This window comes from Rathayibacter sp. AY1D9 (assembly GCF_002932395.1).
In the GTDB taxonomy this organism is placed as follows: Bacteria; Actinomycetota; Actinomycetes; order Actinomycetales; family Microbacteriaceae; genus Rathayibacter.
This window is the reverse complement of record NZ_PSVQ01000002.1, coordinates 101,535-120,735: the sequence shown is the minus strand read 5'-3', so window position 1 is coordinate 120,735 and position 19,201 is coordinate 101,535. Positions and strand designations below refer to the sequence as shown.

The window sequence follows — 19,201 nt, the reverse complement described above, 5'->3', positions numbered from 1 at the left end:
ACCGGACGGCCCCGCGTTGCACGCCCCATGGCCACTCCGAGCAGCAGCGTCACCGCCCCCTCCCGCGCCTCGATCGACCTCACGGAGTCGGCACGCGCCGGCTGGGAGTCGTGGCTCGCCCGACGCGTCGAGCGCGTCACCGGACCCCGGGGCGATCTCGCCCTCGTCGAGACGCGCTGGCTCGAGCCCGGCGAGAGCGTCGACGACGAGCAGGCGCTGGCCGGCTACGGCCCCTCGGCGACCCTGACGCGGATGCGCCGCGAGAACCTCGACACCGGCGAGCCCGAGTACGGCTACCGCGTCTGGGACGCGGCCTCCGACGGCATCCGGTCCTTCGACGCCATCGAGACCTTCCCGTTCGACGCCGCCTGGGTGCTCGAGGCGTGGTTCGAGCCGGTCGCCGAGGACCGCACGGTCCCGTTCGAGCACCTGCGCGACAACGGCGCCACCCGCGAGCTCGTCGTGCCCGGCGACATCACCTTCTCGCTCGTGGACGACGGGCGCGCCCGCGAGTACACGGTCGCGGCGTTCGACGACGGCGGCACGCTCCTCGTCCCGTTCGGCGATCCGACCAACCGCAGCGACGACCCGGAGCTCGCGAGCTACCCCGTCGGCCGCTTCCTCGTCGTGCAGCGGATCGGCGGCGCGGCCGACGCGGGCACCCCCGCTCCGGTGCTCCTGGACTTCAACCGGGCGTACATCCCGCCGTGCGGCTTCTCGCCCCACTACAACTGCCCGCTGCCGCCCGCGCAGAACCGGCTCGGCGTGCCCGTGACGGCCGGCGAGCGCCGCGTGCGCAGCGCCTCCGCCTAGCGCGCCGGGGCTGAGCGGGGGCGGCCCCGGCTCAGCGGGTGAGCACCGCCCGGCGGGCGACGAGCTCGTCGAGCAGGACCTGCTCGTCGACCGCTCCGGTGCGTCCGCCGCGGCCGAGCAGGAGGTGCTGCCGGTGGTGCGCGAGCCGCGTCGCCGAGCGGAGGAAGTCCCGCATCGCCCGCGGCCGGTCCCCTCCCGCGCTCCGGGCCCAGCGAGCGGCGGTGCGGCGCCCCTCCGCGGTGCCGATCATCCGAACCTCGGCCGGCGAGAGCCAGCCGGCGACGGCGTAGTCGTCGAGCCGCTGGAGCGTCACGCGCCGCTCCTGCCGGCGCAGCAGCACCACCACGACCACGGCGACCGCGAACAGCGGCACCTGGACCACGCCGTAGAAGCCGAACCAGTCGGACACCAGGAACGACGAGCCGTTCCAGAGCGCGTGCAGGAACGCGGCGAGCGCCAGCCCGAGCAGGGCGATGGGCAGCCGCGCGACGGCGGGCCGGTTCGAGGCGAAGCCGAGGGCCGCGCCCGTGCAGGCGGTGAAGAGCACGTGCGCGAAGGGCGAGAGCACCCCGCGGAGGAAGAAGGTCACGGCGAGCGAGCCGAGACCGCCCTCCACCAGCGCGCTGCCGAAGTAGAGGATGTTCTCGACGAAGGCGAACCCGGAGGCGACGACGGCCGCGTAGACGATGCCGTCGACGGGCCCGTCGAAGGTCCGGCGCCAGATCAGCAGGACGAGGAGGACGCCGATCCCCTTGGCCGTCTCCTCGACCAGCGGCGCCTGGATCACGGCGCCGACGAAGTCGGATCCGCTCGGCTGCTGCCCGGACGCGTAGACGGCGATCTGCACGCCGAGGTCGACCAGGAGCGCGATCGCGACGGACCCGGCCGCGCCCCAGAGGAACGCGAACCACAGGCCCAGCGCTGGCTCCGGCTCCCACCGGTCGACCCAGCGGACGCCCAGCAGAACCACGGTCAGCGGGACGAGGGCGATGACCGCGCAGATCCCCGCGGCGCTGACGCCGAGTCCGAGAACCACGTAGGCGAGCACGAGCAGCAGCAGGATCCCGAGGAGCGCCACGCCGATCGAGCCGAGCACGGTCGGCACGACGGAGGGGCGGGCGGTGGCGGGCGGTGCGGGCGGCGGATAGGCGCTCATGGGGCCGACAGTAGGGCACGGGCGGGGTGCGCTGTCGGCGGTTGACACGCGCCGGGCGCGTGGAGGAGGGCCGGGGTGCGGACGCCCGTGTCCGATTCCCGCTCCTGCTCGACGTCGCCGCGTGCGAGGCTCGAGGCGTGCCCGACTCCGACCCGCTCTTCGAGGAGCGCTACCGCGCCGTCGCCTCCCGCGACTCCCGGTTCGACGGGCGGTTCCTGACCGGCGTGCACTCCACCGGCATCTACTGCCGTCCGAGCTGCCCCGCCATCACGCCGCGGCGCGCGAACGTGCGCTTCTACCCGACGGCCGCCGCCGCGCACGAGGCGGGGCTCCGCGCCTGCAAGCGCTGCCTGCCGGACGCCGTCCCCGGCTCCCCCGAGTGGAACCTGCGCGACGACACGGCGGCGCGCGCCATGCGTTTGATCGCCGACGGAGTGGTCGACCGCGAGGGGGTCGAGGGGCTGGCCGCACGGCTCGGCTACGGCGCGCGCCACCTCGGCCGCATCCTGCGCGAGGAGCTGGGCGCGCCTCCGCTGGCGCTCGCGCGCGCCCAGCGCGCCCAGACCGCCCGGCTCCTGCTCACGAGCACCGACCTGCCCGTGTCCGACGTCGCCTTCGCCGCCGGCTTCACGAGCATCCGGCAGTTCAACGCGACCCTGGCGGAGGTGTACGAGCGGACCCCGACGGCCCTGCGCGCCTCGGCCCGCGGCACGCGCTCCGAGGCGAGCGTCCACGACGGCGCGACCACGCTGGAGCTCCGGCTGGCATTGCGGGCTCCGTTCGATCCCGGGGTGCTCGACGTGCTCGGCGGCGCCGCGCTCCCGGGCATCGAGGAGGCGTCCCCCGGCGGCTACGCGCGCTCGCTCGTCCTGCCCGGGGGCGCGGCGCTGATCCGGCTGGCGGCGGACGGGGAGAGCGTCCGCTGCAGCGCGACGCTCGTCTCCGTCGCCGACGTCGGGCCGCTGGTCGCCCGGGTGAGGCGGCTGCTCGACCTGGACGCGGACGCCCGCGCCGTGGACGAGGCCCTCGCGGCCGATCCCGCACTCGCTCCGAGCGTCGCCGCCCGCCCCGGTGTCCGCGTGCCCGGCTCCGTCGACCCGGCCGAGACGCTGGTGCGCGCGCTGCTCGGCCGGCGGGAGGCCGCACGGCTGGTCGCGGCGCTGGGCGCGACGCTCCCGGAGTCCGTGGCGAGCGGATCGATCGCTCGCGCCTTCCCCTCCCCCGCGGTGATCTCCGAGCACGCCGCCGACGTGCTCCGCGGATCCGCCGACGTGCTGGTGCGGACCTGCACGCTGCCCGCCGAGGGAGCCCTGCGGCTCGACGCCGACCGGGAGGAGCTCGCCGAGCAGCTGCTGGCGGTCCCCGGGATCGACGCGGCGACGGCGGCCGAGGTGGCACAGCGGGCGACCGGAGATCCCGACGTCCTGCTCACCGGGGATCCCGTGCTCCGGCGGGGCGCGGCGGCGCGCGGCCTGCCCGCCGGCGAGCGCGGGCTGGCCGAGGCCGGGCGCCGCTGGGCGCCCTGGCGCAGCTACGCCGGGGCGCGCCTCGCGGCCGCGGTCACGCCTCCGGCGCGGGGTCGATGATCGGGAGCGCCGCGGTCATCGCCTCGATGCCCGAGAGTCGGGCCGGCGAGATGAGCCTCATGACCTCTTCGCGCGACATCAGCCCCGCCTCGACCACCAGGTCGGCGATGTTGCGGCCGGTCGCGAGGGCGGCCTTCGCGAGGGCGGCGGACGCGGTGTACCCGATGCTCGGCGTGAGCGCCGTCACGACCCCGACCGAGGAGGCGACCATGGCCTCGAGCCGGTCGACGTTCGCGGTGATGCCGTCGATGCAGTTCTCGCGGAGCGTCCTGCAGGCCTGCGTCATCCAGGTGATGCTCTGCAGCAGCGAGTGCGCGATCACCGGCTCGAAGGCGTTGAGCTGGAGCTGACCCGCCTCGGCCGCCATCGTGACCGTGACGTCGGCCCCGGCCACCGAGTAGGCGACCTGGTTGACCACCTCGGGGATGACCGGGTTCACCTTGCCGGGCATGATGCTGGATCCCGCCTGGCGCGGAGGCAGGTTGATCTCGCCGAAGCCGGCCTGAGGGCCCGAGGAGAGGAGCCTCAGGTCGTTGCAGATCTTGGACAGCTTGATCGCGGAGCGCTTGAGCGCGCTCGAGAACGACATGAAGACGCCGGTGTCGCTCGTCGCCTCGACGAGGTCCTGCGCCATCTCGAGGTCGAGGTCGGTGATCTCGTTGAGGTGGCGGACAGCGGCCGCGCCGTAGCGCGGATCGGCGGTGATGCCTGTGCCGATCGCGGTGGCTCCGATGTTGACCTCGGCGAGCAGCCAGATGGTCTCGGAGAGGCGGGCGTGGTCCTCGCCGAGGGTCGTCGCGAAGCCGTGGAACTCCTGGCCGAGCGTCATCGGCACCGCGTCCTGCAGCTGCGTGCGGCCGACCTTCAGGACGCTGCCGAACTCGACCGCCTTGCGGGAGAACGACTCGCGCAGCAGCGCCAGCTCGTCGAGCAGGCGGCGCAGCGACCAGGTCATCGCTATCTTGATCGCGGTCGGGTAGACGTCGTTGGTGGACTGGCTGCGGTTGACGTCGTCGAGGGGGTGCAGGTGCGCGTAGTCGCCCCGCTCGAAGCCGCCGATCTCGAGTGCGACGTTGGCGACGACCTCGTTCGCGTTCATGTTCGTCGACGTGCCGGCGCCGCCCTGGATCACCCCGACCACGAACTGGTCGTGGAACTCGCCGTCGATGATGCGGCGGCACGCGGCCTCGATCAGCTCCGCCTTGGCGGGGGCGAGACTGCCGAGCTCGGTGTTGGCCCGGGCGGCCGCGAGCTTGACCGTGGCGAGGGACCGGACGAGATCGGGGTAGATCGAGATGGGGCGCTTCGAGATCGGGAAGTTGTCGAGGGCCCGCGCCGTGTGGATGCCCCAGTAGGCCTCGGCGGGGATCTCCATCGAGCCGAGGGAGTCGCTCTCGGTGCGCGTGGCGGGGGTCTCGGTGTCGTCCAGGGCTCTGCCTTCCGGGTCGCGGTCGGGGAGGGTGCTCGGTGCGAGGGTCACGTCCAGCTCCGTTGCTGTCGTCGTGCGGCCCCGGAGGGTGCAGGGGGCTCGCGAACTGCGCGGCCAGCCTATCGCCGGGGCACGGGGCGGCGGCGGACGCGGGCGCGGAGCGTCCGCTCGGCGGGCGCGGAACGACCGCGCCTCCCGCCGCCGGAGCGGACAGGAGGCGCGGGACGCGGGAAGCGGCGGATCAGCGGTAGTCGCTGCCCGACGCGAGGGCCGCGAGCGGAACGAGCACGACCACGACGAGCACGGCGATCGCGAAGAGCAGGACGAGGCCGAGCATGACGGAGTTGAGCACGATGCCCCAGATCGAGAGCGTGCGGCCGGTCGGCTCCCTCCGCAGGCCCAGGATGCCGAAGACGAGGCCCGCGGCCGGAGCGATCACGGTCAGTCCGAAGAAGACGGAGGTGACGCCGAGGATCAGGCTGGTGAGCGAGAACGGGGTCGAGGGCGCCGGGGCGAGGGCCGCGGGCGGGACGGCGGGGGTGCCGTAGGGGGCGCGGGCCTGCTGCGAGGAGGCGGGCTCCTCGGCGGCGGGGCGCTCTCCGGCGGACGGCCGCTCCTCGGTGAGGACGGCGGTCGCGCCCAGGTCCACGGTCGGCTGCTCGTCGGCGGGGGTGGAGAGGCGGGCGGTGCGGTCGTCGGTGGTCACGGTGTGCTCCTTCTCGGGTGCCGGTCGCCCGGCGGGATGCGGTCCCGCCGGGCGGGCCGGCGGTGCTGCCGGTGTGCTCCGGCGATGCCTCCACGCTACGGACGAGCCCGGACCCGCCCCATCCGGGGAACCCCCGGAACTCGGGGGCGATCCCCCGCCTCGAGGCGGGGGCGGGTGCGAGACTGGTCCCGGCGCGAGGAGGCGGCGACGATGGACGACGACGAGCTGCGGCACCGCACCCGGGACCGCAAGGGCGCCCGGGCCGTCTGGTTCGCCGGGCTCTCGGCGCTCGCCGGCTTCGTGGTGATCTCCCCCGTGATCTCCCTCACGGCGACCGTGATGGTGTGGGGGTCGCGGCGGCGGATCGGCACCCTCAGCGACCGGAACGGCCTGGTCGCCGTCAACTGGCAGCTCACCTACCTCGCACTCCAGCTGATGCTGGTCCCGCTGCACCTCGCCCTGGTGTCGGTGCGCGACTCGCTCGGCGCCGACTGGCCGCTCGCGACGATCTCGGCGATCCTCGCGCTGGCCGTGCTCAACCTCGTGCTGTGCGTCGTCCTCGGGATCCGGTCCGGCCGGGGACGCACCGTGCGCCTCTGGATCGCCGTGCCCTTCGCCCGCTCCACCCGTCCGCCGCGCTGACCGTTCGGGGACACCGGGCACGGCGGCTCTCCGCTCCTGGGACTCCGCCCGGCGTGTCCGCGGCGCGGTGCCCCCTCGACCCCGCGGCGGCGGGCAGGGTGGTGGAGTGATCGCCTTCCCTCCGCCCGTGTACGTCGTGGCCGACGACGGAGTGCGGCTGGCCACCTACTCCGTCGGCGAGGAGAGCGCCCCGACCGTCCTCGCCGTGCACGGCTTCGCCTCCCACGCCGTGCTCAACTGGGAGACGTCGGGCTGGCTGCGGACGCTGCACCGGGCCGGGTACCGCGTCGTGGCGCTCGACCAGCGCGGGCACGGCGCGAGCGAGAAGCCGCACCACTCCGACTCCTACAGCGTGGACGCCATGGTGGCCGACCTGGTGCGGGTGCTCGACTCCTACGACCTCGACGCGCCCCACGTCCTCGGCTACTCCCTCGGCGCCCGGATGAGCTGGGTGCTGGGGCTCGAGCACCCGGAGCGGCTCGCATCGCTGAGCCTCGGCGGGCTGACGGTGGGCGAGCCCCTCCGCTCCTTCGACGCGGAGGCGGCCCGGGCCCGCGTCGCCTCCGGCGGCGAGATCGACGACGGCTTCACCCGCGCCTTCATCGGCATGGCGGAGGGCGTGCAGGGCAACGACCTCGCGGCACTGGTGGCGGTGGCCGACGGCGTCCGCGGCGGGGCGCACCCGGAGCACGGGCGGCACCCCGGCCTGCCGACGCTGCTCGTGACCGGCGGCGCGGATCCGATCGCTCCCGGCGGTGAGCTGCTGGCGGCGGAGGCGGGGGCGCGGTTCGTGAGCGTCCCCGGCCGCGACCACACCAGCACCGTGCCCGCGCGGGGCTTCAAGGACGCGGTGCTGGCGTTCCTGGCGGAGCAGCGCTGAGCCGGCCCCGCGCCGGACGGGAGCACCGCGAGCGCCGAGGCCCGCGGCGTAGCATCCCCCTCATGCAGGCGATCCGCATCGAGAACCCCGGCCCCGACTCCCGACTCGTGCTGGAGGAGGTGCCGACGCCCTCCCCCGGACCCGGCGAGGTCCTCGTCCGCGTCGCGGCCGCCGGCGTCAACCGCGCCGACCTCGGCCAGCGCGCAGGGGTCTACCCGCCGCCGCCCGGCGCCTCCGAGATCCTCGGGATGGAGGTGTCCGGCACGGTCGTCGCGCTCGGCGAGGACGCGACCGGGTTCGCGGAGGGCGACGAGGTCTGCGCGCTGCTCTCCGGCGGCGGCTACGCGGAGTACGTCGCGGTCGACGCGGGCCTGGTGCTGCCGGTGCCGGACGGCGTCGGCCTCGTCTCGGCCGCCGCCCTCCCGGAGACGACGTCCACCGTCTGGTCGAACCTCGTGATGGTGGCCGGGCTCGGATCCGGCGACGCCGTCCTCCTCCACGGCGGCGGGAGCGGGATCGGGACCACGGGCATCCAGATCGCCGCCGCCCTCGGCGCCCGCGTCGCCGTCACGGCCGGCAGCGCCCGCAAGCTCGAGGCGTGCCGCGCGCTCGGCGCCGACGTCCTGATCGACTACCGCGAGGAGGACTTCGTCGAGCGGATCCGCGAGGCGACCGGCGGGCTCGGCGTCGACGTGATCCTCGACCCCGTCGGCGGCGACTACCTGGCGCGAGACCTGGAGGCGCTGGCCGTGGGCGGGCGCGTGGTGTTCATCGGCAACCAGTCCGGTGCGCTGGGCTCGCTCGATCTCGGGGTGCTGATGCGCAAGCGCGGGGCGGTGCACGCCACGACCCTCCGCGCCCGGCCCCTGGAGGAGCGGCGCGCGATCGTCGCGCAGGTGCGCGCGGAGGTCTGGCCGCTGGTCGCCGCCGGGACGGTGCGACCGGTGGTGGACGAGGTGGTCCCGCTCGCCGAGGCCGAGCGGGCGCACGACGTGATGCGCTCCTCCGGCCACATCGGCAAGCTGCTGCTCACCCTGTGACGCCCCGCACCGGAGGAGGCCCCCGCCGCCCGCGGTGAGCGGGAGCGGGGCCTCCTCCGGTGATGCCCTCCGGCGGGGCGTCAGACCGCGGAGCGCAGGAGTCCGAGCGAGCGGTTGATGCCGTCGACGTCGACCGCGGCCGGATCGAACGAGGCTCCGGCGGCGAGGCCGAGAGCCTCGAGCGCCTCCGCGTGGTCGGCCGAGGACGGGTCCGTCGCCGCCCGCACCGTGTCGGCCCAGGCCGCGGGGCCTCCCGGCACGTCGAGCGGAGCCGCGCCGCGCGCGCCCGTGCAGCGCGGCAGAGCCGACGACAGCGGCGCGATCGACTCCAGACGGATGACGTGGCGCCACTCGTCCTCGAGGTCGTAGACGTAGAAGAGCTCGTCCTGCTCCTGCTCGAGCACCTCGGCGAGCGCGACGCCCGCCTCGTCCACGAGGTCGGCGCCGAACTCCTCCGCGTCGGACGGCGAGCCGATCGGAGCCTGCTCCTCGTCGGGCACGCCGACGCTGAAGTAGTGCGGCTGCGCGTCGGTCCAGCCCAGCGAGAGCTGGAGCGCGAGGTGCAGATCGCGCAGCGACGACTCGGAGGAGAGCTCGAGGCGCCGCCAGACGACGGGCTTGGTCCCGAGCAGGGCGACGTGGAGCGCGTAGGCCGTCGCCGTGTCCTGGGTCGCCTCGTCGAGGATCTCGAGGCGGGTGGCCTCGCGCTCGCCGAGGAGGACGACCGTCGCGCGGACGACGGAGGCGAGGACGGGCGCCAGGCCCTCCGGCACGGCGTAGCCGAACTCGGGCGAGTGCAGCAGCAGCCCGAGCTCGGCGGTGTCGTCGAGCATCCGCTCGGCCGTGCCGACCATGCGCTCGCGCTCGTCGAGGGCCTCGTCGAGCGAGACTCCGGAGTCGGCTGCCAGCTCGTCGACCAGCTCGCCGACGACCAGGCCCGGGTGGATCTCGGCCTGGCAGGCGACCGCGATGCGGACCAGCACGGCGTCGGTGGTGGTGACCGCGCGCTCCTCCGGGGAGAAGGCGCCGTCCTCGGTGTCGGCGGCCGCCAGCGCGGTCTGGGCGCTGAGGATCCACTGCTCGAGGAAGCGGGCGACGTAGGCGATGCGCTCGGCGGCGGCCTCGTGCGCGTTGGAGCTGCGCCAGAGCACGGCGGCCTCGCCGAGACCTGCGGCGGATCCCTCCTGCTCGAGCACGGCCGAGCCGACCAGCGCGTCCCACCAGGCCGAGACCGGGATGCGGACGGAGTCGTCGCTCGGGGTGGATCCCGCGGAGGAGATGCCCGCCTCGACCGCGATCTCGCGGGCGGCGCGCTCGGTGAGGGTCGCGCCGTCGTCGGCGGCGAGGTGCTCGACCACGACGTCGGCGGCGTGCACGAGAGCGGTGGCGCGCACGGCGGAGAGCTGCTCCTCGGCCGGGACCTCGTCGAGCTCGGCGAGGTCGTCGAGCACGGCCTCCACGAAGGAGCCGGCGAGGTCGAGGACCTCGTCGAGGACGGCCTGGCACTCGTCCAGCTCCTCGTCGGTGCCGGTCCAGAGGTCCTCGTCGGTGAGGAAGTCGAGGAAGTGCTCGACGACCTCGGCGACGGTGAAGAGGGTGTCGTCGAGGTCGGCCTCGCTCTCCTCCCCCGACAGGTCTGCCTCGATCTGGTCGAAGACGGCCTCGAGCAGCTCGGCGTCGGGCTGGGCGAAGGAGCCGCGCGGGCGCAGGTCGCGGGTCATCGCGAAGAGGTCGGTCAGCACCTCGACGGCCTCGTCGGCCTCGAGGTGCTCGTGCTGCATGCCCACCTCGGCGAGGTGCGAGCGGTACCAGCTGCGGAACCGCACCATCAGCGCGGTCTCGGCCGTACGGCCGCCGCCCTGACCGCCGGACCCGCTCTGACCGCCTCCGGATCGTCCCTGGTTGCGCTTCTTGCCCATGATTCCTCCGCGACCGCTCCACTCACGACGAAGCGCTCCAGCCTACCCAGTGCGGGCGCGCGGCGGCACGCGCGGGTCGCCCCCTGTTCACCCTGTGCGCACCGGGTCCGCTCCCTCTGATGCGGCCGATCGCCCGAGTCCCGGGATCCGCGCGCTGTGGGAGTCCTCGCCGCCCGGGCCCCTGCCACACGGGTCGCGATGATGAGAAATCTCGCAGCGATCGGGCGGCGAGGCTTGCGCTCGGACCCTCCGCTTCGGTGGAGTGTCCGGATGACCGACACGACGGACACCGCCGAGACCGCTCCCGGGAAGGCGTCGCTCAAGCGGGTGATCACCGGGCCGCTGCTGTTCGCCTTCATCGTGGGCGACACACTCGGCGCCGGCATCTACACCCTGGTCGGCACGATGGCCGAGGACGTGGGCGGCGTGATCTGGCTGCCGCTGCTGATCGCGCTGGTCGTCGCCCTGCTCACGGCGGGCACGTACGCCGAGCTGATCACCAAGTACCCGCACGCCGGAGGGGCGGCGCGCTACGTGGACCGCGCGTTCGGGAAGCCGTACCTCTCGTTCCTGATCGGCTTCCTGATGATGGCGTCCGGCATCACGACGGCGGCCTCCCTGGCGAACGCGTTCGCCGGCGACTACCTCGGGGCTCTGCTGGACGTGCCGCCGATCCCCACCGCGATCGTCTTCATCGCGATCCTCACCCTGGTGAACCTGCGCGGGGTGAAGGAGTCGCTGACCGCGAACCTGGTCGCCTCGGTGATCGAGGTGAGCGGACTGGTCATCGTCATCGTCTGCGCCGCGATCTTCTTCGGCTCCGGCGACGGCGACGCCTCCCGCGTGCTCGAGTTCAACCCCGACGTCGCTCCGCTGCAGGGGGCGTTCGCCGCCTCGATCGTCGCCTTCTTCTCGTTCCTCGGCTTCGAGGCCGCGGCGAACATGGCCGAGGAGGTGCGGAACCCCTCGAAGGTCTACCCGCGGGCCCTCTTCGGTGCGCTGATCACCGCCGCCGTGGTCTACCTCCTGATCGCGCTCGGCGCCGTGATCGTGCTGCCGAACGACGAGCTCGCGGCCTCCAGCGGCCCCCTGCTGGACGTGGTCGCGGCGAGCGGAGTGGCGGTGCCGCCGTGGCTGTTCGGCCTGATCGCGCTCGTCGCCATCGCGAACGGCGCTCTGCTGTTCATGGTGATGGCGTCGCGGGTCGGCTTCGGGCTCGCCACCTCCGGGCTGCTGCCGAGCGCCTTCGGGAAGGTGCTGCCGGGCCGCCGCACGCCGTGGGTGTCGATCGTGGTCGTCGGCGGAGTGACGATGCTGCTCAGCCTGATCGGCGACGTCGGCACCCTCGCCGAGACGACGGTGCTGCTGCTCCTGCTGGTGTTCATCGCGGCGAACGTGTCGGTGCTGGTGCTGAAGAAGGACCGCGTCGACCACGCCCACTACTCCGTGCCGCGGGTGGTGCCGGTGCTCGCGACCATCGCGAGCGTGGTGCTGCTGACGCAGCAGACGGGCGTGATCTGGCTGGCGACAGCGGGCTACGTGGTCGTGGGGACGCTGCTGTTCCTCGCCACCCGCCTGGGGAAGCGGAAGCACGCGGAGCGGACCCCGGACTGATCCGGGCCGGCGGCGATCCGTCGCGAGCGGCCCGTCCGCGGATCCCCTGCGGGCCGTCCGCGGCGGATCGATCGCGGGGGGCGGTGAGGAGTGGGATCGTGAGGCTATGACCGTCACGCTCGAGCCGATGCCCGCCGCCGCTCTCGCCGCCTGGATGCGGGTCCAGCGCTCGGCGTACATCGAGGACCGGATGCGGGCGGGCGACGACGAGGCGGCCGCGACCCGCAACGCCGACGCCTCGTACGAGAAGTACTTCCCGGGCGGCTCCCCCGCCGCCGGGCACGACGTGCTCCTCGTCTCCGAGGACGGCCGCGCGGTCGGGTCGCTCTGGCTCGGCCCGCACCCGAGCGGACTCGAGGGCGTCGGGTACGTCTGGGACGTGCAGATCGACGCCGCCGAGCGCGGCCGCGGCCTCGGCCGGGCGGCGATGCTGCTCGCGGAGTCGCACGTCCGCTCCCGCGGCGGCTCCGCCCTCGCGCTGAACGTGTTCGGCTTCAACACCGCCGCGCGGGCGCTGTACGAGTCGCTCGGCTACGAGACGACCTCCCTGCAGATGCGCAAGCCGCTGGCCTGAGCGGGGGCTGCTCGACTCCGGGAAGGGGCACGACCCGGTCGCGCAGAACACCGCACGCCGTGCTCGAGGGCGGACGCCGACGGGCGCCCACCGACGAGCACGGCGGCGGTGGTGGAACCGCCGGAAATCAGCGGGACCCTGCGGTCAGCTCGTGGAGGCGACGGCGGTCGGGTCGCCGGTGCCGGACGGACGCGGGGTGTCACCCGGTCCGGTCGGCACCGACGCGCCGGTCGGCACCACGGTGCCGCCGGTCGCCATCCCCCGGCCGAAGGCCTGGCCCTGGAGGATCGCGCCGAGGTCGACGCCGGTCGCCGACCTGACGCTGTCGAACGTCGCGGCGAGACCCGCCGCCTGCTCGCGCGCGATGTGGGTGCCGGCGGTGTCGCCGCCGATCAGCGTCACCGAGCCGACGTTCTGGTAGCCCTTCGCGAACTCGGCCATGAGCGAGGGCAGCTGCCCGATGAGCTCGCGACCCAGGATCGCCTCCTGGTTCTCGCGGAGCGCCTCCGCCTCGGCCGCGATGGCCGCCGCGCTCGCCTCGCCCTTCGCGCGGATGGCCTCCGCCTCGGCGGTCGCGTTCGCGCGCAGCGCCTCGGCCTCTGCGCCCGCCTTGGCCCGCAGTGCGTGGGCCTCGGCCTCGGCGCGGGCGCTCACGGCGGCGGCCTCGGCGGCGGCGGACGCCTGGCGCGCCTCCGCCTGGCGCTGGACGGCGTACGCCTCGGCGTCCGAGACCTGCTGCGCGACCTGGCGGTCCGTCTCGGCCTTCTTCTCGCGTCCGTAGGCGTCGGCGTCGGCCTCGGTCTGACGGCGGTACTTCTCGGCGTCCGCGACGCGCTTGACGTCGGCGTCGAGCTCGGCCTGCCGGTTCTCGGCGCGCTGCACGAGGACGGCCTGCTCGCGCTCGGCGCGGGCCAGGTTCTCGGCCTGCTCGGCCTCGGCGTTGGCGCGGCCGACCTCGGACTTCGCGGCGGCGGTGTTCTTGTCGTAGGCGGTCTGCTCGATCAGGTTCGCCTCGTCCGTGGCCAGCTGGCGAGCCTTGACCTCGCGGGCCGCGTTGATCCGCGCGACGTCGGCCTCGCGGCGGACGCGCTCGATCTCCTGCGCTCCGAGCGCCTCGATGTAGCCGTTGCGGTCGGTGACGCCCTGGATGGCGAAGGAGTCGAGGACGAGGCCCTGGGCGAGCAGGTCGCCCTTGATGCCCTCGGCGATCTCGTCTCCCAGCTTCTGCCGGTCCTGCATGACCTCCTCGACGCTGAGCTTCGCGACGACGCCGCGGAGGGCGCCCTCGAGCTGCTCGGTCGTGAAGACGTCGATGGACTGGTCCTGCGACGCGAAGCGCTCGGCGGCGGCGCGGACCTGGTCGGCCGTGGACCCGATCTTGACCAGGGCGACGCCCGCGAGGTGGATGGTCACGCCGTTCTTGGTCTGCGCGACCGGCTCCATCTTGATCTGGCGGGAGCGCAGCGAGATGCGGTCGGACCGCTGGGTCAGCTTGTTCACGAACGCGCCGCCGCCGGTGATGACGGTCATGTTCGAGGTGAGGCCGTCCTCGCCCTTCTGCTTCTTCCCGACGATCACGATCGCCTCGTCGGCCTGCGGCACCTGGTACCAGGCGCGGAAGAGGAAGAAGCCGATGAGGGCGATCAGCAGGAGTGCGCCGACGGCGACTCCGGCGAGGACGATCCAGAGGAGATCCGGTTCCATGGGCGGGCGACCTTTCGTCCGACCCGCGCGACGCGGGTACCTGAGAGACGTACAGTTTCCATCGTGTCACAGCGCCTCGGACGGCCGCGTCGGCCGGAGGGGGGATACTGCGGACGCCGCCGAGAGCGGTTCACGCGGGGGCGGGCCCGGAGGAGGACGCCACGAACGAGGGCGTCGCGCGGAATGCCGCGGAAGAGATCAGTGCTGGGGTACCTGGACTCGAACCAAGAACAACTGAACCAGAATCAGCCGTGTTGCCAATTACACCATACCCCAATGGTCATCCGGAGGTGATCCCGGGACCAGGCGGCGACCGGATCGAGACCCGAGCGCCGAGAGACGACAGTACCCTACGCGGGCATCCCGCTCAAATCGAGCCGCGGACGACGCTGCCCTCGGACTCCGGGGCGGCCTCGCCGAGGCGGGCGCGGACGAGGTCGCGGTTGATCGCGGAGGCGACCTGGGCGCCCGATCCGGCGGCGACGATCAGCTGCTGCGGGCCGGGAGGGGTGACCTCGCCGGCTGCGTAGAGGCCGGGGACGGACGTGCGGCCACCGGCGTCGACGCGGAGGAAGCCGTCGGCGTCGCGGTCGGGGCCGGCCGCGTCCAGGTAGTCCAGCGCGGGCGTCCAGACGGGGCGGACGAACGCCCCGGTGCGCGGGACGACGTCGCCGTCGACGAGGCGGACGCCGGTCATCTCGGCGCGCTCCCCGGCGAGGTCGGCGACCGGGCGCCGGTCGACCCGGATGCCGATGGAGGCGAGCAGCGACTCGTCGGCGTCGCTCACCGTCCCGACGCCGTTGGTGAAGACGATCAGGTCGGTCGACCACTGCGAGAGGAGCATGGCCCGCTCCGCGAGGTCGTCGGTCTCGCCGATCAGGGCGAGCGCCTCCCCCGCCTTCTCGTAGCCGTCGCACTCCATGCAGCTGTGCACGGCGGTGCCGTAGTAGGCGCGCAGGCTCGGGAGCGCGGGCGGCGTCTCGAGCAGTCCCGCGGCGACCACGACGGCGGTGGCGACGACGGAGCGGTCGGCGCTGCCGCGCACGCCCCGGGCGCCGACGACGAACTCGCCGCCGGAGCGCTCGACCGACGTGACGAGGGCGTTGTGCACCTCGGCGGCCTCGTAGCGCTCGAACTCCTCGCGGCCGAGGCGGCGCAGCTCGAGCGGCGAGATGCCGTCGCGGGTGAGGAACCCGTGCGAGTGCAGGGTCGCGGCGTTCCGCGGGCGGTTGCTGTCGAGCAGCAGCACGCTGCGGCGCGCCCGGACGAGGTTGAGCGCGGTCGAGAGCCCGGCGGGGCCCCCGCCGATCACGACGACGTCGTAGCGTCCGCCGACCGTCTCCGCCACGGTCAGGCCTGCCGGGAGGCGCCGAGGTGAGCGCCCAGGCGGTCGAGGCGGGCGATCGACTCCTGCTTGCCGAGGATCTCCATCGACTCGAACAGCGGCGGCGAGACGCGGCGCCCGGAGACCGCGGTGCGCAGCGGCCCGTAGGCGATGCGGGGCTTGAGGCCGAGGCCCTCGATCAGCGCGGAGGCGAGCGCCTCCTGGATCGAGGCCGTCAGCCACTCGGACGCGGGGACGAGCTCGAGAGCGCCGATCGAGGCGGCGAGCACCTCGCCGGCGTTCGCGGGCAGGCCCTTCAGCGCGTCCTCGTCGTACTCGAGCGCGTCGGAGGAGGTGAAGAGGAACCCGAGCATCCCGGGGGCCTCCCCCAGCAGGCCGATCCGCTCCTGCACGAGGGGCGCGGCGGCGTCGAGCACCGCGCGCTGCTCGGCGGTCGGCTCGCCCGCGAGCACTCCGGCCGCCACGAGGTACGGGATCGTCCGCTCGGTGAAGTCGTCGACGGCCAGGAGGCGGATGTGGTCCCCGTTGATCGACTCGGCCTTCTTGAGGTCGAAGCGGGCCGGATTGGGGTTCACGTCGGCGACGTCGAAGGCGGCGACCATCTCGTCGATCGAGAAGACGTCGCGGTCGTGCGTGAGCGACCAGCCGAGCAGGGCGAGGTAGTTGACCAGGCCCTCCGGGATGAAGCCGCGGTCGCGGTGGTGGAAGAGGTTCGAGGACGGATCGCGCTTGGAGAGCTTCTTGCTGCCGTCGCCCATCACGTAGGGAAGGTGCCCGAAGCGCGGGACGAAGGTCGTCACTCCGATGTCGATCAGCGCGTGGTACAGCGCGATCTGCCGGGCGGTCGAGGGGAGGATGTCCTCGCCGCGCAGCACGTGGGTGATCTGCATGATCGCGTCGTCGACCGGGTTCACCAGCGTGTAGAGCGGCTGGCCGTTGGGGCGCACCACGACGAAGTCGCTGAAGGAGCCCGCGGGGAACGTGATCGGGCCGCGGACCAGGTCGTCGAAGGACAGGTCGGCGTCCGGCACGCGCAGGCGCAGCGCCGGGGCGCGGCCCTCGGCGCGGAAGGCGGCGCGCTCCTCCTCGGTGAGATCGCGGTCGTGGTTGTCGTACCCGTGCTGCTTCGCGCGGCCGGCCGCCTCGTTGCGCGCGTCGATCTCCTCGGCCGTGGAGTAGCTCTCGTAGAGGTGCCCCGAGGCCGTCAGGCGCGCGATCACGTCGAGGTAGACATCGGTGCGCTCGGACTGCCGGTACGGGCCGTGCGGGCCGCCGACTCCGACGCCCTCGTCCCAGTCGAGCTTCAGCCAGCGCAGCGCGTCGAGGATCTGCTCCACGCTCTCCTCGCTGTCGCGGGCGGCGTCCGTGTCCTCGATGCGGAAGACGAACGTGCCGCCGGTGTGGCGCGCGTACGCCCAGTTGAACAGGGCGGTGCGGATGAGGCCGACGTGCGGGGTCCCGGTCGGCGAGGGGCAGAAGCGGACGCGGACGTCGCTCCCGGTCGCGGTCGTGAACGGGTGCGCGTCCGGCGCGCTTTCCAGGGGCGGGGTGAGCTCAGACATACGAGGCCGATCCTACCGGCGGGAGCCGGTGCGGCGCCCGGGATCGCGGGGGCCGTGGCGCCTCCGCCCCGGGCACGGTGCGCGCCTCGCGGCGACTGCTTCTACCGGACAGCACTGCTCCGAGTCAACGGACTCCCCGAGCGAGCAGGAGCAGTGGTGCGCTGACCCCGGGCCTCTCGTCGAGAGGGCCCGAGCGCCGCACCGCAGGCCGCGCCGGGCCTCCGCGCGAGCGTGCCCGGAAGGAGCACTGATGAGCACGATCGATCTCGACCCCCGCACCGACCGCCCGAGCGCCCTCACCGAGGCGGCACGGGAGGAGAAGGACGCCCGCACGCTCTCGCTCTTCCAGGCCGCGGTGAGCGCGGAGGCCGCCGAGGGCGCGCGCATCCGCGAGCGCATCGTGCTCGACCACCTGGGCCTGGCCGAGGCCATGGCCCGCCGGGTCTCCAGGAGCGGAGGCGACTGGGCGGATCTGCGCCAGGTCGCCTACGTGGGCCTCGTGAAGGCCGCCCGCCGCTTCACTCCCGAGCGCGGCGACAGCTTCGCCGCGTTCGCCGTCCCCACGATCACCGGCGAGCTCAAGCGCCACCTCCGCGACCTCGGCTGGATGATCCGGCCGCCGCGCGGCGTGCAGGAGCTGCACCGCCGCTCCGCCGTCGTCGCCGACGAGCTCGCGCAGGAGCTCGGCCGTCACCCCACCGACCAGGAGATCGCCCGCCGCCTCGGAGTGGACGCGACGGAGGTGGCCGACGCGCGCCTCGCGGGGCATCCGCTCTCCCTCGACGAGACCGTGGGCGAGGGCGGCGTCGGCCTGGGCGACACCCTCGGCGGCGAGGACGAGCGGCTGCTCGAGATCGACCGGCGGCACGGGCTCGCCGAGGCCCTCGCCGAGCTCGAGGAGGGCCAGCGCGAGCTCCTGCGCATGCGCTTCGTCGAGGAGCGGACCCAGCAGCAGATAGCCGACGCCCTGGGGACGACGCAGATGCAGGTCTCGCGCCTGCAGCGGCGGATCCTCGCGCAGCTCGCCGACCGGCTCGGCGCCCCCTCGCGCAGCCATCAGCCGCGCGCTCCCCGGGCCCGCGTGGCCACGGTCACTCCGGTCCGACCGGCGACGCGGCTGAAGTCCGCCTGAGGTGGGCCTCGGCACGCGACGGGAGCGATGCGAGGGCGGCGAGGACGTCGTCGACCTGGACCGCGAGCAGCGCCGGATCCGGCTCGGCGGAGAAGACGTCGCCTCGGCGGAGGGAGGCGTCGGTCAGCACGACGTGCGGACCCGAGGCCGGAGGGCCCCAGGCCTCGGGCGGTGCCGGACCGAAGATCACGACCGAGGGGACGCCGTACGCGGAGGCGAGGTGCGCGGCTCCGGTGTCGACGGTCACCACGACCTCGGCGGCCGCGACGACCGCGGCGAACCCGCTGAGCGCGAGCTCCCCCGCCAGCACCTCGCCCGTGCCGGCGAGCTCGGCGACGCGGCGGGCGCGGTCGGCCTCGTTCGCGCCCCCGGTGTAGACGACGCGGTGCCCCTCGGCGGTGAGGGCGCGGGCCACCGCGGCGAAGCGCTCCTCCGGCCACTCGCGCGAGCCGTAGAAGGCCCCGATGTGCACGACGGCGGCTCCGGGGGCCGAGGCGGGCTCCTCCGGGACGGCGATCGCGACGTCCTCGGGGTCGGCGTCGAGACCGATCGAGTTCACCAGCCGGGCCCAGCGGGCGCGCTCGAGCTCGCCGTCGATCCAGAGCGGCCGCGGGTCCTCCGGGCCCGCGCCCGGGTCCAGCGCCGGGACGCGGAACTCCAGCGTGCGCTCGGGCGCGATCTCGCGCAGCCGCAGCCGCGACTCCGGGCCGTTGCCGTGGAGGTTCACGCCGAGCTCGACCCGGCCGGCGGCCATCGGCAGCGGGTCGTCGAGTCCGCGGAGGGTGGGCACGAGCGCGTCCAGGCCCTCGACGAGGTCGACGATCGGCTCGAGCCAGGGCGTGGTCGCCATGATCAGCCGGTGGTCCGGGAAGCCGCGGCGCAGGGCCTTGAGCGCCGGGACGGCGACGAGCAGGTCGCCGAGCTTGAGGGCGCGCAGCGCGAGGATCTCCGGAGTCCCGTCCGGGGCGGTGAGAGCGCGCACGGCGCCTCCTTCCTGTCGGAGTCCCCGTACCCCGCTGCGCGCACCTCAGACGCGCCGCCCGCAGATGCGAGCGACGCGCCCGGAGGGACCGACTTCTCCGGAAGGGGGTTTACATCC

At 74.1% G+C, this 19,201-nt stretch carries 16 protein-coding genes and 1 tRNA gene; 8 read left to right on the top strand and 9 right to left on the bottom strand.

The features are described from left to right. Positions 1 to 27: 27 nt before the first annotated feature. The gene (locus C5C50_RS02150) at positions 28 to 813 is read left to right on the top strand and encodes a DUF1684 domain-containing protein (protein WP_104247431.1); all 786 of its coding nucleotides are present in this window, start codon (positions 28 to 30) and stop codon (positions 811 to 813) included. A 31-nt stretch (positions 814 to 844) separates the two neighbouring features. Here the strand turns inward: C5C50_RS02150 and C5C50_RS02145 are convergent, their stop codons facing one another. Further along, a complete protein-coding gene (locus tag C5C50_RS02145) occupies positions 845 to 1,969 on the bottom strand; it encodes a PrsW family intramembrane metalloprotease (protein WP_104233243.1) in 1,125 nt (374 codons plus the stop codon). Positions 1,970 to 2,106: 137 nt separating this feature from the next. Between C5C50_RS02145 and C5C50_RS02140 the strand changes: the two genes are divergently transcribed. Further along, on the top strand, positions 2,107 to 3,555 hold the full coding sequence (locus C5C50_RS02140) for a DNA-3-methyladenine glycosylase 2 family protein (protein WP_181133873.1): 1,449 nt from the start codon (positions 2,107 to 2,109) through the stop codon (positions 3,553 to 3,555). On the opposite strand, the gene C5C50_RS02135 is transcribed toward C5C50_RS02140, so the two are convergent. Continuing rightward, complete coding sequence (locus C5C50_RS02135) at positions 3,530 to 4,984, bottom strand: aspartate ammonia-lyase (RefSeq protein ID WP_258066843.1); 1,455 nt, start codon at positions 4,982 to 4,984, stop codon at positions 3,530 to 3,532. The two genes, C5C50_RS02140 and C5C50_RS02135, sit on opposite strands and share 26 nt — an antisense overlap. Positions 4,985 to 5,225: 241 nt before the next feature. Beyond that, entirely contained in the window at positions 5,226 to 5,690 is a 465-nt protein-coding gene (locus C5C50_RS02130) for a DUF4190 domain-containing protein (RefSeq protein ID WP_104250160.1), read from the bottom strand. Positions 5,691 to 5,864: 174 nt separating this feature from the next. Here C5C50_RS02130 and C5C50_RS02125 point away from each other — a divergent pair, with 174 nt between their 5' ends. The 3 genes from C5C50_RS02125 to C5C50_RS02115 all read left to right on the top strand — a co-directional run bounded on the left by C5C50_RS02125 (position 5,865) and on the right by C5C50_RS02115 (position 8,252). Next, positions 5,865 to 6,332, top strand: a complete 468-nt coding sequence (locus C5C50_RS02125; RefSeq protein ID WP_181068014.1) for a DUF4870 domain-containing protein — start codon at positions 5,865 to 5,867, stop codon at positions 6,330 to 6,332. A gap of 106 nt (positions 6,333 to 6,438) precedes the next feature. Continuing rightward, complete coding sequence (locus C5C50_RS02120) at positions 6,439 to 7,212, top strand: alpha/beta fold hydrolase (protein ID WP_181027173.1); 774 nt, start codon at positions 6,439 to 6,441, stop codon at positions 7,210 to 7,212. A gap of 62 nt (positions 7,213 to 7,274) precedes the next feature. Beyond that, positions 7,275 to 8,252, top strand: coding sequence for an NAD(P)H-quinone oxidoreductase (locus C5C50_RS02115; RefSeq protein WP_104272742.1), 978 nt, complete (start codon positions 7,275 to 7,277; stop codon positions 8,250 to 8,252). Between the two features lie 80 nt (positions 8,253 to 8,332). On the opposite strand, the gene C5C50_RS02110 is transcribed toward C5C50_RS02115, so the two are convergent. Beyond that, positions 8,333 to 10,171: a plasmid pRiA4b ORF-3 family protein gene (locus C5C50_RS02110; protein ID WP_104272741.1), complete on the bottom strand. Its 1,839-nt coding sequence runs from the start codon at positions 10,169 to 10,171 to the stop codon at positions 8,333 to 8,335. A gap of 270 nt (positions 10,172 to 10,441) precedes the next feature. Here C5C50_RS02110 and C5C50_RS02105 point away from each other — a divergent pair, with 270 nt between their 5' ends. Continuing rightward, complete coding sequence (locus C5C50_RS02105; protein WP_104272740.1) at positions 10,442 to 11,785, top strand: APC family permease; 1,344 nt, start codon at positions 10,442 to 10,444, stop codon at positions 11,783 to 11,785. Positions 11,786 to 11,891: 106 nt separating this feature from the next. Then, positions 11,892 to 12,359: an N-acetyltransferase gene (locus C5C50_RS02100; RefSeq protein WP_104223517.1), complete on the top strand. Its 468-nt coding sequence runs from the start codon at positions 11,892 to 11,894 to the stop codon at positions 12,357 to 12,359. Positions 12,360 to 12,503: 144 nt separating this feature from the next. Here C5C50_RS02100 and C5C50_RS02095 read toward each other — a convergent pair whose 3' ends face one another. From C5C50_RS02095 to gltX, 4 genes are all read right to left on the bottom strand, one after another. Then, positions 12,504 to 14,063, bottom strand: a complete 1,560-nt coding sequence (locus tag C5C50_RS02095; RefSeq protein ID WP_104267064.1) for a flotillin family protein — start codon at positions 14,061 to 14,063, stop codon at positions 12,504 to 12,506. A gap of 204 nt (positions 14,064 to 14,267) precedes the next feature. Beyond that, positions 14,268 to 14,339, bottom strand: a tRNA-Gln gene (locus C5C50_RS02090). 91 nt (positions 14,340 to 14,430) lie between these two features. Then, on the bottom strand, positions 14,431 to 15,411 hold the full coding sequence (locus C5C50_RS02085) for an NAD(P)/FAD-dependent oxidoreductase (protein WP_104276156.1): 981 nt from the start codon (positions 15,409 to 15,411) through the stop codon (positions 14,431 to 14,433). A 2-nt stretch (positions 15,412 to 15,413) separates the two neighbouring features. Beyond that, positions 15,414 to 16,970 carry a glutamate--tRNA ligase gene (gene gltX / locus C5C50_RS02080; protein ID WP_104223519.1) on the bottom strand — a complete coding sequence of 519 codons (1,557 nt, stop codon included), beginning with the start codon at positions 16,968 to 16,970 and terminating at the stop codon, positions 15,414 to 15,416. A 250-nt stretch (positions 16,971 to 17,220) separates the two neighbouring features. Here gltX and C5C50_RS02075 point away from each other — a divergent pair, with 250 nt between their 5' ends. Then, on the top strand, positions 17,221 to 18,102 hold the full coding sequence (locus C5C50_RS02075) for a sigma-70 family RNA polymerase sigma factor (protein ID WP_104226266.1): 882 nt from the start codon (positions 17,221 to 17,223) through the stop codon (positions 18,100 to 18,102). Here the strand turns inward: C5C50_RS02075 and C5C50_RS02070 are convergent. Next, positions 18,062 to 19,084 carry a glycosyltransferase family 9 protein gene (locus C5C50_RS02070; RefSeq protein ID WP_104272739.1) on the bottom strand — a complete coding sequence of 341 codons (1,023 nt, stop codon included), beginning with the start codon at positions 19,082 to 19,084 and terminating at the stop codon, positions 18,062 to 18,064. The two genes, C5C50_RS02075 and C5C50_RS02070, sit on opposite strands and share 41 nt — an antisense overlap. Positions 19,085 to 19,201: the final 117 nt, after the last annotated feature.